Source organism: Citrobacter sp. Cb031 (assembly GCF_030336725.1).
GTDB classification, from domain to species: domain Bacteria; phylum Pseudomonadota; class Gammaproteobacteria; order Enterobacterales; family Enterobacteriaceae; genus Citrobacter; species Citrobacter braakii.
In genome coordinates this window covers 700,680-713,558 of the sequence record NZ_JAOWDA010000034.1, presented here as the reverse complement: position 1 = coordinate 713,558, position 12,879 = coordinate 700,680, and the positions used below count along the sequence as shown (strand labels likewise).

Here is a 12,879-nt window from a genome sequence, read left to right as displayed (position 1 = left end):
TTACTTCGCTTCTATTTTAAAGGCGCGGGGTTGCGGATTTTTGGTTTCAGGGCCAAACCAGACATCATAAATTTTTGCCGCCTGCCCGGTAGATTCCAGCCTCAAAAGCTCATCATTGACGGCTTTTAACAGCGCTGGCTCACCTTTTTTCACTCCCACGCCGATCTCTTCTTTGCTCAACAGATCAGGCAGAATTTTGAAATCTGCTTTATCCGGCGCACCGCTTAATAGACCGGCCAGAATCGTACTGTCCTGGGTGATGGCCTGAACATTGCCATTGCGTAGCGCGGTTAACGCCAGTGGAATATCGTCGTAGGCCAGCACACGCGACTGCGGGAAGCGCTGATGTAGCGCCTGCTCACCGGTAGTACCTTTTACCGCGCCGATTCGCGCTTTGCTGTATGCATCGAGCTGGTCCGGGGATTTGGCCGGTACCAGGAACTGCTGCCCGGTAACAAAATAGGGGACGGAGAAGTCAATGACCTGCGCCCGCTCAGGCGTAATCGTGATATCCGCCACGATTAAATCGGCTTTACCGGATTGTAATAACGGAATGCGGTTTGCCGGATTAGTCGCTACCAGTTCCAGTTTTACGCCGAGGGATTTTGCCAGCGCTTCAGCAAAATCAACGTCATAGCCGACAATCTTATGCGTTTTGGCATCGACGGAGCCAAACGGCGGATTCGCGTCGAATGTCGCAACTTTTACTACGCCTGCGGCTTTGATATCGGCCAGTTGGTCAGCCTGAGCCTGCGAGGCGGCAATGCCGGTGGCCAGCAGCACGCCGAGTGCCAGCAGTGTTTTTTTAGCGCGATAAGTTTTCGTTGCCATCATGATGTAAATCCCTGTCGTTTTTGGTTTGTGCTTTTTACGCTCCCATAACTTACGTTCAGGACAAAATAAGAAAAAATTCTTATCTATTTACAAAATGTTATTAGTGAAAGCGGTGTTAACAATGGGTAAACGCAATGGGAAATGTAGATAAGAGGAGGGGCATAGTCTGGCGGTAAAAAAACCGGCATTGCGCCGGTTTGGAAATCAGATTTTACAGGCGTCGCCGCAGTCATTATCAGCAATAATGTCCTGCGCTTTCTTGTCAGCATCTTCCAGACGTTCAGCATTACGCTCTTGCGCTTCTTCCAGTCCATCAAAGACCAGATTATCGAGATCAATTTCCATCATTCACCTGCTCAGGTTCAGCGTTTAACATCACATTATTATATTGCAAAAATGTTGCTTAACAGCAGCGATTCTTGCTACTTAGCGTCGAACTCAATTCGGGGTGCCTGTTTATCAGCCAATTGGCCAACCGTTCGCAATTGCTAAAGAACCGTGAAGCGTAAATACCGAAAAATGCTTGTGCCCTCGACTGTTCTACTTCCACTTTTTCATTAACGTGATGCGCGATCATTTTTAACAAATTAGCGACAAAATCACTATACATATAACTTAATATCTTTTATACATTAATTGTTCAACCCTGCGACTATTCCACAAAAGAGAAAGCTATATGGAACAGACACCTGATAAGAAAAACGATAATTTTCAAAAAGATGGCAAAGAACAGTTCAATCGCTCGATCGGTCTTATTTCAAACTTTGCGTTGGGTTTTACCTACCTTTCGCCGCTTACCGCCGTCTATTCGCTGTTTGCACTGGCCGTAACGCTGGCGGGGCCGCCCGCAGTCTGGTGGATTTTAATCGTCGCATGTGGACAACTTTTGGTGGCGTTGGTGTTTGGTGAGGTGGCTTCCCAGTATCCGATAACCGGCGGGCTTTATCCGTGGGCCAGAAGGTTATGGGGCAAGAAATATGCGTGGATCGCTGCCTGGATTTACCTGTGGGCACTGGTGGTCACCATTACGTCAATCGCGGAATATACTTCAACATTTGTTGAGTCGCTCTTCCACTATGGTCAGACGCCAGCCACTATGTTGGCGACTTCCGTCCTGCTGCTGCTTTTAATGATGGCTGTTAATATGTCCGGGACTAAAAATCTGGCTCGGGTCGCAAAAATTGGCTTCTGGTGTGAAATCGTTAGCGTGATTGCGCTGGGAATTTATCTGTTGATATTCCACCGTTCGCAGCCATTCTCCGTAATTTTTGATTCGATGGGCGTGCTGGCGCATGACGGCAGCTATTCCACCGCGTTTATGTCTGCCGCGCTGATGGGGCTGTTTATGTTCTTTGGCTTTGAGGCCTGCGGTAACGTTGCGGAAGAGGTACAGAATCCAAGTAAAAAGATCCCGGTTGCGATGATTTTGAGCATCGTATTTGGCGCGATTTCGGCGATTATTTCCGTCATGGGATACCTCCTGGCTTCACCAAATCTGGTCAGTATCGTGAATGGCAAAACGTCTGACCCGATTCCGGCCATCCTTAATGAAGCTCTTGGTGAAACTGGTGCAACTATCTTTATCATCGTCGCGATTGTGGCGATGCTGTCGTGCATTTTGTCTCTGCAGGCTGCGTTAAGCCGTCTTATCTTTTCTTTCTCCCGCGACAGAATGCTGCCGGGAAGTGAGTGGATGTCAAAGATCTCTAAAAATGGTGTTCCGGATAATGCGATGGTTGTTAGCTGTCTGCTGCCAGTCATCATCTGCGTTTGGGTCTATTTCCAGCCAGACAATCTGTCGCGTATTACCGCGTTTGCCGTCATCGGTATTTATATCTCGTTCCAGATGGTTGTGCTTGCCGCACTGCGCCAGCGCCTGAAAGGCTGGAAACCGGCCGGGGAGTGGACCATTGGCGGTTGGGGCGTGATTGTGAACGTGCTGGCGCTAGCCTATGGATTGTGTGGGATCTGGTTGTTGGCGCAACCGGCAGACAGCAGCGATTTCATCGACCGTTGGACGGTACTGTTCGGCCTGGCGATTGTCGTTGGCTCCGGGCTTATCTATATGTTCCTGACCCGACCGTTTGGTCGCTCTGCGGCACCGGAAAACGACGCCATTGCCTACGCTAACAAGCTGAATATGGGGCAGGATAACTAAACACTAAGGGCCTTCGGGCCCTTAGTTTTGATAGTGATAAAGGATAAAGTAGTCGCTCTGATAAACAACGGTACTGTTTGCGGGAGAGAGTAATTCACCCACGCGAAAACGTGGCCAGCTGGAAAAGATAATTCTGTTTTCCAGATTGGTCAGAATGACATAGTCAGGATGAGCGCAGGAGAGCAGTTCGGCCTCTATCTGACTGACCAGCAGATCGACGGCGGCAACGCCAAGAAACTGATCGTTGTAGTAGATCGGCACTGCCGAGGTCAGGGTGTAGGAAATATTGCAGATATAGTCGACGTAGGGACCGTGGATATAGGCTTTTCCTGCCGGAGGTGAGTGCTTAAACCACTCGAAGGTTCTGAAATCCAGGCGTTGCTGGGTGGCCTGATCTAAATCGAGGTGCGCCTGACTCAAACCATTATCTTTCTTATACCACCATTCCAGCAGCCAATACTCTTTTGTGGTGGCAGTGCTCTCAATATGGCTGGCGAACCCGGCCCCTGAACAGTAATGATTGTTACTGAGGGTGCGCTTGATGTGTTGCTGAACGGTAGATCTCACCGATGGATCGAGGACAACTTCTGCTGAGGCCTTTTGCACCCCGGAAATCGCCTCATGGATGCTCCTCGCCAGCGCAACGGTAGAATCTACGGTAGAGGCGGTAATATCATCAATCTTACGAATTAATGCGCTTAAGGATGTCGAAGAGCTCATTGTCTGTCCTGCCTTCACTGATTGTCAGTTCGAGTTATATTTCAGCTTTTTTTCAATAAGGTAATAGGTAAACGTGTCGATGATCCGTGTGGCAAGCTGCACGGATTCTGCCTCATTGTGAGCTGCCAGCGCATCGGCCAGTGCCGAGTAAAGCGCAATAATTTCGGCATGAATGTTGTCTGCGCGATAAAGTATCGCCACCAGCGATGCCCATTCAGCCTGGACCTGCAGCTCCTGATTGGCCAGTCGCGCCGAATGTGAACTGGCAGCTATCGCCAGTAGACAGCGCATATCGGCCTGGGTCATCAGCTCTGGTGAGTTTGCCTTGCTGAGCACCTCAACAAACTCGCGAAATTTGGCGATATCCGCGCCGGTCATCCGTCTGGAAGCCAGCCTTGCGCTATGGCTGATAATGGCGCAATGCATTTCGCCCAGGTCAGAAAGATAATCCGTACTGATCGCTTTGAACGGATGCAGGGCGCTGTTTTTGCCATCAATATTTTCGCAAACGAAGCTCCCGCCATTACGACCACGAACCGTATGGATAAGATTATTAGCCCGAAGCGTGTTTAGCGCTTCTCTGATAGTGATATGTGAGACACCCATCATCTTTGCCAAATCAGTTTCGTTGGGGAGCTGTTCTTTTGGCTCCAGCAACCCCGTGATAATGGCGTTTGACAGGCGCTGCACTATCTGGTCTGAACGACTGACCTGCCCGATAGGCGCAAATATGACCGCGTGAGTAATCATAATCTTTTCTGCACTCAATTCCCTGAAACAACGACCATTTTTAACACATGCCCGTCAGGCAAGGAAGGTAAGAATGGCCGAGTTATTTTACATGCCTATGCGCAACGTCACTGCACAAGCGGATGTGTGTCCCGATAACTTCATGATGAGCTGAGCATAAAGCCTCGGCTCACGATGAAAAGCCTTATCCCGAAAATGTAAAAATTAAGTTAAAAATGCGAGGCTTATCATAGTGTCAATGTTGCGCATTTGAAAATCTTTTACAATATATATATTACATAAGATTCTTTATGTATTAACGGGCAGGAGACAGACATGAAAACCCTGAAGCATTTTATTAATGGGCAATATGTAGCAGGTCGTAGCGAAGATACCTTCGAACTGGTGAGTCCGGTCGACGGCGAAACGTACGCATTATCACCCAACGCTAATGCGGAAGAGGTGGAGCAGGCCTACTCGGCGGCGGAGGCGGCGTTTAGCATCTGGCGAAAATCGACGCCGGCACAGCGGCAAAAGGCGTTATTGCAGCTGGCAGATGAGATTGAACGAAACGTTGAGCGGCTGGTGAACGCGCAGAGTCAGGAGACCGGTCAGCTTCGCCATTTTATTGAGAAGGAAGAGATCGCGGCATCCTGCGATGCCATCCGCTTTTTTGCCGGTGCGGCGCGCTGTCTTGAAGGGAAAGCGGCAGGGGAATATTCCGCTGGGTTTACCTCGACTATCCGCCGTGAACCGCTGGGTATCGTTGGACAAGTCACGCCATGGAACTACCCGTTCATGATGGCGGTATGGAAGATTGCGCCAGCGCTGGCAGCAGGCAATACGGTCGTATTAAAACCCAGCGACACCACGCCGGTCAGCACGCTGCTGTTGGCTGAACTGGCCGCGCCGTTGTTCCCAAGAGGGGCGTTTAACGTCGTATTAGGTAAAGCCAGCACCGGTTCGCTGGTGGTTTCAAACCCGAAGGCCTCACTGGTTTCGATTACCGGTTCGGTCCGAGCGGGCCTACAGGTTGCGGCTTCGGCAGCGGCGAACCTGACCAAGGCGCATCTGGAATTGGGCGGGAAAGCGCCTGCGGTGGTGTTTGCTGATGCAGATATGGACAAGGCGATCGCGACGATCACCACGGCAGGCTTCTTCAATGCCGGCCAGGATTGCACGGCGGCTACGCGTATTCTGGTCGAACAATCCATCTACGCTGAATTCCTGGAAAAGCTGGTTCAGAAAACGAAGAGTATTAAATTTGGACCGCCAGCGGATCAGGCTGCGCTATATGGCGCATTGAACAGTAAAAACCAACTGGAGCAGGTGAAAGGCTTTATTGCGCGTTTACCGGCACATGCAAAAATTGAAACGGGTGGGCGTGCCGGGCCAGGTCCGGGCTTCTATTTTGAGCCGACGATCGTCTCCGGATTGCATCAACATGACGAAGCTATTCAGCATGAAGTATTTGGACCGGTAATGACTATTCAACCGTTTTCGACTGATGAAGAGGGACTACACAAAGCGAATGATGTGGAATATGGTCTGGCCGCCAGCGTCTGGACCAGTAACCATGGTCGCGCACAGCGCTTCAGCATTGACCTCGATTTTGGCACCGTGTGGATTAACAATCACATTCCTTTGTGCGCCGAAATGCCGCACGGCGGGTTCAAAAAATCGGGTTATGGCAAAGATCTCTCATCCTACTCGCTCGAAGAATATACCCGGGTGAAACATATCATGTGTGACATTTCTGAATAGAGAGGATGTCGATGAAAACATTAAACATAGCGGTGCTTTCATTCGTGATGTTCTCGGGCTATAGCCTCGCAGAAAGCACATCGCTGAATACCGTTAAAGAGTACATGGCGGCCTGGAATGCACACGATGCTTCGCGAGCCGCGCAATATCTTGCTGATGACGCAGTCTATTATGATGCCGCCGCTGGCGAACCGATAAATGGCAGAGAAAAAGCTGAAAAAGACGTTATCGGTGCCTTTATTAAGGCGGTGCCAGATCTGAGCTGGAAAATGGTCGGCAAACCCGTTTACGACGAAGATACCGTGGCGTTTCGTTGGGAATTTTCAGGCAAAAATAGTGGCGAATGGGCAGGGAGTCCGCCGACAAATAATCCGATAAAATTTGAAGGTGTCAGCTATATTCATGTTAAAGCAGGTAAAATCACCTGGCAGGGTGATTATTATGATTCTAAAAAACTGGATGAAGAGTTAAAGCCAGGGAAATAGTCGGCTATACCCCTTTATTACTATGAAGGGGGACATCTCTTATTTGTGTCGTATTTAGGGCAGTGTGTAGCAATAAGGAAAAAAGTTAATGGCAATTACCAGACGTGATTTTCTCAACGGCGTCGCGGTGACTATTGCGGCGGGGCTTACCCCGCTGGAATGGGTCAGGGCGGCAGGAAAGGGAAACGCATTTATAGATGGAAATTATTATCCGCCAGGGCTGACGGGGCTGCGGGGTAATCATCCTGGATCGTTTGAAATGGCGCATGCAGTAGGCCGCGAGCATAAACATTTTGATTTAAACGCTCTGCCCGTTGAGGAAGAGTACGATCTGGTGATTGTGGGCGGCGGTATTAGCGGGCTGGCTGCCGGTTGTTTCTGGCGTCAGCTTGCCGGGCAAAATAGCCGGATCCTGATCCTCGATAACCATGACGATTTTGGCGGACACGCCAAACGTAACGAATTTACGAGCTCAGGTAAGAAATTACTCGGCTATGGCGGTAGCGAAGCATTCCAGTCGCCCGCGCACAATTTCAGCCCTGAGGTGCAAAAACTGATGGAAACCGTGGGCGTCAGCGTCACGCGGTTAAAAGAGAGTTTTGACGTAAACTTCTACCCCGACTGGCAGCTCAGTCGCGGTGTTTTCTTCGACAAAAAGAATTTTGGCGAGACAAAAATCGTCAGCGGCGATCCGGGGCGCGCGGTATCTGATGATATCCCGCCGAACAGGCTAAATGGCCGTAAAATTGAAGACTTTATCAATGATTTTCCGCTAAGTGAGCACGACCGAAAGGCGTTGATCGACCTGCACGTCCATCCTGGCGACTATCTTCCGGGCATGACGGTCGATGAGAAAATGGAATGGCTGGATACCCACAGCTACAGTGAATTTTTGGCCACAAAAGTTGGTTTGAGCAAAATGGCGCTGCTCTATTTTCAGCAGCGTTCTAATGACTTCTTCGCCATCGGCATTGAAGGCATTTCCTGTAGCGATGCCAGGGCGTGCGCATTACCCGGCATGGAGGCGCTGGGAATACCGCCGTTGGACGGCGAGTCGCTGGCCGACCTCGAAGAGCCGTATGTTTACCATTTCCCTGACGGTAACGCCGGGCTGGCCCGACTGTTAGTCAGGTATATGCTGCCGGATGCGCTACCGGGTAACACGATGGAAGACTCTGTCCTTGCCAGAATGCATTACGAAAAGCTGGATCTGCCGGAAAACACCACGCGCTTGCGTCTGAATAGCACGGTGATTAATGCGGCCAACACAAAGGATGGCGTGGTGGTGACCTATCTGCGTGACGGCAAAATGCATCGCGTGCGCGGTAAAAACACCATCATGGCGGGCTATAACATGATGATCCCGTATCTGGTGCCTGAGATGCCGGAACAGCAGCAGGCGGATCTCAAACTGAACGTGAAGGCACCGCTGGTGTACACCAACGTGGTGGTCAAAAACTGGCAGGCGTTCAAACAGCTTGGCGTGCATGAATTTTACTCTCCGGCGGCACCATACAGCCGGATTAAGCTCGACTATCCGGTCAGCATCGGCGGGTATCAACACCCGGCCTCACCGGACGATCCGATGGTCATTCACATGGTCTATGTGCCTACTTATCCGGGCAGTAATCTGTCGGCCAGAGAGCAATTCCGTCTGGGGCGAGCGTATTTACTGGGGACCACATTTGCGACGCATGAGGAGATGATTCGCTCCCAGTTGCAGGAAATGTTTGGCTCAACGGGCTTTGATAATCAACGCGATATCTCCGCCATTACGGTTAACCGCTGGGCGCATGGCTATGCGTATTACGCCAACGCGTTGTTCGATGATATGGATAAAATGCCAGAAATTATCGAGCGGGCGCGTCAGCCAGTTGGTCGCATTGCCATCGCTAATTCCGATTCTGACTGGGGCGCTTATGCCCATACGGCCATCGACCAGGCATGGCGTGCGGTTAATGAACTCAAGGATATGGGGTGATCTATGCGTAACGTAACCGTTCTTGCCGCCTGTTTGTTTACCGCCTCTGTGAGTGCAGCGGAATCTAATGGCGAATATATCGCCCGTATCTCTGACTGTGTGGCCTGTCATACCACCGAAGGGGGGGCAGCGATGGCGGGTGGCAAAAAGTTTCCTACTCCGGTAGGGGATATTTATTCGACCAACATTACCCCAGACAAGACCCAGGGTATTGGTAATTACTCCTACGAGGATTTTGACAAGGCCGTACGTCAGGGAATTGCTAAAGATGGTCATCCGCTCTATCCGGCCATGCCTTATCCCTCTTACGCGAAACTTTCTGATGACGATGTACAGGCGTTGTATCGCTATTTTATGCATGATGTCACCCCCTCTGCGCAGCCCAATAAAGAGAATGCCATTCCGTGGCTACTCTCCGCCCGCTGGCCGCTGCATATCTGGAACTGGCTGTTTACCGACGCGCCAGCGACGGCTGTAGAGCGTGCAAAAACGGATGACAACGCTGCGTTAGTAAAACGGGGCGCTTATCTGGTGGAAGGTCCCGGACACTGCGGTTCTTGCCATACCCCGAGAGGCATGGCGATGAACGAAAAAGCGTATACCAATGCTGATGCCGAGTACCTGAGCGGCGCGATGATCGACGGCTGGTATGCGCCTTCGCTGCGCGGCACGGGAATGTCTGAGCAGGAATTAAAATCGCTGTTGCTGACCGGTAAAAGCAAGCATGCCGCGGTTTCAGGTTCGATGGCTGAAGTCGTTACGCAGAGTACACAGTACCTGACCGATGACGATGCCACGGCGATCGCGCAATATCTGCTGAGCCTGAAAAGCGTGAAGCCTGAAACGGTGCGCGCAGCGGCAACTACGGTGTCCTGGTCGAATTCACCCGAGGCGGGCAAAGTGACCTATAACAGCTACTGCTCAACCTGTCACGGTCTGGAGGGGAAAGGTACGGATGATAACGCACCTTCTTTGATCAACAATCCGCTGGTGATGGTTGATGACCCGACGCCGCTATTCAGAGTGATTGCCCACGGCGCAGAAACACCGACAACGCGTGGCAGCGTCTCCTTTAAGATGCCGGCTTACGGTGGCATGTTAAGCGACAACGAAATGCGCGACGTGATTAATTACGTGCGTAAAAGTTGGGGAGAAGGGAATGGCGAAGTGAGCCAGGAGGACCTGGCAGGGATTAAAAAAGCGTCACATTAAACAGCATGTCGGCCGGACAAGGTGCTTGCAGCGCCATCCGGCAGTGCTTAAACGGCGTTTACTCTGATAATACCCACCAGTCGGGTAAACGCCGCCGCCATTTCATGCTCTTCAATACTGGCATATCCCAGCAGCAGGCCGCTGCGTTTCTCTTCATTCACGTAGTAGCGAGACAGCGGGCGCACCAGCAGCCCTTGCGCATTTGCCTGTTGGGCAATGACAACGTCATCGCTCCCGACGGGCAACTGTAGAATCATATGCAGCCCGGCGTTGCTGCTGAAGGAGCCAAGATACTGCTCGCCCAACTGGCGGCTGATAAGCTCCACCAAGGTTTGGCGGCGACGACTGTACAACTGGCGCATTTTACGAATGTGCGCCGCGTAGTAACCCTCGCGGATAAACTCCGCCAGCGCTGCCTGAATCAGCAAATGTCCACCACGATAGAGGTCGTTATGAACCTTCTTCAGCGGCGCGGCGAGCGGTTTGGGCAGTACCACATAACCGAGCCGCAGTGCGGGATAGAGTGTTTTACTGAATGTCCCGATATAGATGACCGGCGTCTCTTCTTCCAGTCCCTGCAATGATGGAATTGGCTGGCCGGAAAAGCGAAACTCGCTGTCGTAGTCATCTTCCACTATCCAGCTTCGCGTTTCACGTGCGCGAAAGAGAAGTGCCCGACGGCGGTTGAGGCTCATTACCGAACCGAGCGGATATTGATGTGACGGTGTCACAAAAATCAGCTTTGGCGCGGATTCGCCAGCCTCTGGCGGCACCATGCCTTGTTCATCAACCGGGATCGCCGAAAAGTTAACCGCATTGATGCGCAGAATATTTTTGATTCCCCAGTAGCCCGGCTCCTCAATCCAGGCGTTATCCCCCGGGTTGCATAGCGTCCGGGTCACCAGATCCAGCGCCTGGTGAATACCTTCAGTAATCAGAATTTGCTCCGGTGAACACCGCACCCCGCGTGCGGTGCGCAGATAGTCTGCCAGTGCTTCTTTCAGCTCAGTCACGCCGCCTGCGGCATCGTACGTGAGAAACTCCGGGCGCAACCGTCTCGCCAGCCGATCCTGAATTTTTTTGAGCACCCGGTGAGGGAAATGCTCCACATCAGGCACGCCTGGAATAAATGCGCCCCATTGACGGGGGCTGGCGCTGGCATGGCCCAGCAGCTCAAGGCAGCGGGCAGATAAGCGGGTGTGATCCTCCAGTGTGGCGGCAACGGGCTCTTTGTGGGGACGCAGGTCGAGATTGTCCAGCACGCTGTCGGTGACAAATGTGCCGCTGCTGGTGCGCGCGGAAATATAACCTTCGGCCTGCAATTGCTCGTAAACCCGCAGGACGGTATTGCGCGATAGCGTCAGTTCGCCTGCCAGGTCACGCGACGGAGGCATTCGGGTAGCCGGTTTCAGGCTACCTTCGAGGATGCAACTGCAGATGGCGGCATACAGGCGACGATGCAGCTTTTCATCGGTCTGCTGGCTAAATGCCTGCTTGATCACATCTCCGGCAAGTGAACGCATTTGGATCCTTAAAATAAAACGATTTGGCTCTCGATTAAAGTACCAGATGGCGTCTAAATTTAAAGGGTAATTCAACCTAAATGTATTAATGGACAAGGTGTAGAGAATGAACAATAAAAACCTGCAACAACGTCGTCTGGATGCCACCCCGCGTGGCGTGGGTGTAATGTGTGATTTTTATGCCCAGTCAGCAGAAAACAGCACAATTACCGATATCGAAGGCAATCAGTACATCGATTTTGCCGCCGGGATTGCCGTGCTGAACACCGGACACCGTCATCCTCGCCTGGTGCAGGCAGTCGAAGCGCAACTGCAGGCTTTTACCCATACGGCTTATCAGATTGTCCCGTACGAAAGCTATGTGTCTTTGGCGGAGAAAATCAACGCCGTTGCGCCAATCGACGGCAAGCGCAAAACCACATTCTTCACCACCGGGGCTGAAGCGGTCGAAAATGCGGTGAAAATTGCGCGCGCACATACCGGCCGTCCTGGCGTTATTGCTTTTGGCGGCGGTTTTCATGGGCGTACCTACATGACGATGGCGTTAACCGGCAAGGTGGCGCCGTATAAAAAAGGGTTCGGCCCGTTCCCTGGCTCCGTTTACCACGCACCGTATCCTTGCGAGTTGCAGGGGATTTCTACGGCGGACTCCATCAAAGCGATTGAGCGCCTGTTTAAAGCCGATATCGATCCCACCCAGGTCGCGGCGATTATTTTCGAACCCGTCCAGGGCGAAGGGGGCTTCGTGGTGGCGCCGCCGGAGTTTGTGGCTGCCATCCGCCGTATTTGCGACGAGCATGGCATCGTGATGATTGCCGATGAGGTGCAAAGCGGGTTTGCCCGTACAGGCCAGTTGTTTGCGATGGACCACTACGCTGACAAAGCTGACCTGATGACTATGGCAAAAAGCCTTGCAGGCGGCATGCCGCTGTCTGGCGTCGTGGGCAAAGCTGAAATTATGGATGCGCCTGCGCCGGGTGGTCTGGGCGGAACCTACGCCGGAAACCCGCTGTCAATTGCGGCAGCTCATGCGGTGCTGGATATTATTCGTGATGAACAGCTGTGCCAGCGTGCGGCAGCTCTTGGCGAACAACTGCGCGCCACTCTGACTGACGCGCAAACCGGGTGTCCTGAACTGGCCGAAGTGCGCGGCTTAGGCTCTATGATCGCCGCTGAATTCTGTGATGCAGCGACGGGAGAACCCAACGCAGCCGCCGCACAACGCGTGCAGAAGAAAGCCCTTGAGCAAGGATTACTGCTGCTGACCTGTGGTCAGTATGGCAACGTTATTCGTTTCCTTTATCCGCTGACGATCCCGCAGGATCAGTTCGTCAAAGCGCTCGATATCATTAAAGCGGCAACCAAATAATCCGTTAGTCCTGGTGTTACCCACAGCCGACGGTGGTCATCACCGTCGGCTTTTTTGTCGGCATAAATTGATCTTCCTCGTGTGTCGTGCGGTATTTATCGCGA

General features: G+C 52.0%; 11 protein-coding genes. 6 read left to right on the top strand and 5 right to left on the bottom strand.

Annotated features, from left to right (window positions below; translation table 11 throughout):
* Both OGV93_RS19870 and OGV93_RS19865 read right to left on the bottom strand, forming a co-directional pair.
* Entirely contained in the window at positions 1–834 is an 834-nt protein-coding gene (locus OGV93_RS19870) for an ABC transporter substrate-binding protein (protein ID WP_047417771.1), read from the bottom strand.
* A gap of 204 nt (positions 835–1,038) precedes the next feature.
* Positions 1,039–1,179, bottom strand: coding sequence for a hypothetical protein (locus OGV93_RS19865; protein WP_016152930.1), 141 nt, complete (start codon positions 1,177–1,179; stop codon positions 1,039–1,041).
* Between the two features lie 331 nt (positions 1,180–1,510).
* Between OGV93_RS19865 and OGV93_RS19860 the strand changes: the two genes are divergently transcribed.
* The gene (locus tag OGV93_RS19860; RefSeq protein ID WP_016152931.1) at positions 1,511–2,992 is read left to right on the top strand and encodes an APC family permease; all 1,482 of its coding nucleotides are present in this window, start codon (positions 1,511–1,513) and stop codon (positions 2,990–2,992) included.
* Positions 2,993–3,013: 21 nt separating this feature from the next.
* Here the strand turns inward: OGV93_RS19860 and OGV93_RS19855 are convergent, their stop codons facing one another.
* Positions 3,014–3,712, bottom strand: coding sequence for a cache domain-containing protein (locus OGV93_RS19855; RefSeq protein ID WP_016152932.1), 699 nt, complete (start codon positions 3,710–3,712; stop codon positions 3,014–3,016).
* Between the two features lie 24 nt (positions 3,713–3,736).
* A complete protein-coding gene (locus OGV93_RS19850; protein WP_016156385.1) occupies positions 3,737–4,462 on the bottom strand; it encodes a FadR/GntR family transcriptional regulator in 726 nt (241 codons plus the stop codon).
* A gap of 315 nt (positions 4,463–4,777) precedes the next feature.
* On the opposite strand from OGV93_RS19850, the gene OGV93_RS19845 reads away from it, so the two are divergent.
* From OGV93_RS19845 to OGV93_RS19830, 4 genes are all read left to right on the top strand, one after another.
* A complete protein-coding gene (locus OGV93_RS19845; protein ID WP_016152934.1) occupies positions 4,778–6,205 on the top strand; it encodes a gamma-aminobutyraldehyde dehydrogenase in 1,428 nt (475 codons plus the stop codon).
* Positions 6,206–6,216: 11 nt separating this feature from the next.
* Positions 6,217–6,690 carry an ester cyclase gene (locus OGV93_RS19840; RefSeq protein ID WP_052733163.1) on the top strand — a complete coding sequence of 158 codons (474 nt, stop codon included), beginning with the start codon at positions 6,217–6,219 and terminating at the stop codon, positions 6,688–6,690.
* A gap of 88 nt (positions 6,691–6,778) precedes the next feature.
* Positions 6,779–8,671 carry a flavin monoamine oxidase family protein gene (locus OGV93_RS19835; protein WP_287110046.1) on the top strand — a complete coding sequence of 631 codons (1,893 nt, stop codon included), beginning with the start codon at positions 6,779–6,781 and terminating at the stop codon, positions 8,669–8,671.
* 3 nt (positions 8,672–8,674) lie between these two features.
* Complete coding sequence (locus tag OGV93_RS19830; protein ID WP_287110045.1) at positions 8,675–9,883, top strand: cytochrome c; 1,209 nt, start codon at positions 8,675–8,677, stop codon at positions 9,881–9,883.
* 47 nt (positions 9,884–9,930) lie between these two features.
* Here the strand turns inward: OGV93_RS19830 and pdxR are convergent, their stop codons facing one another.
* Complete coding sequence (gene pdxR / locus OGV93_RS19825; protein WP_287110043.1) at positions 9,931–11,406, bottom strand: MocR-like pyridoxine biosynthesis transcription factor PdxR; 1,476 nt, start codon at positions 11,404–11,406, stop codon at positions 9,931–9,933.
* Between the two features lie 106 nt (positions 11,407–11,512).
* On the opposite strand from pdxR, the gene puuE reads away from it, so the two are divergent.
* Entirely contained in the window at positions 11,513–12,775 is a 1,263-nt protein-coding gene (gene puuE / locus OGV93_RS19820) for a 4-aminobutyrate transaminase (RefSeq protein WP_019076699.1), read from the top strand.
* Positions 12,776–12,879 lie beyond the last annotated feature (104 nt).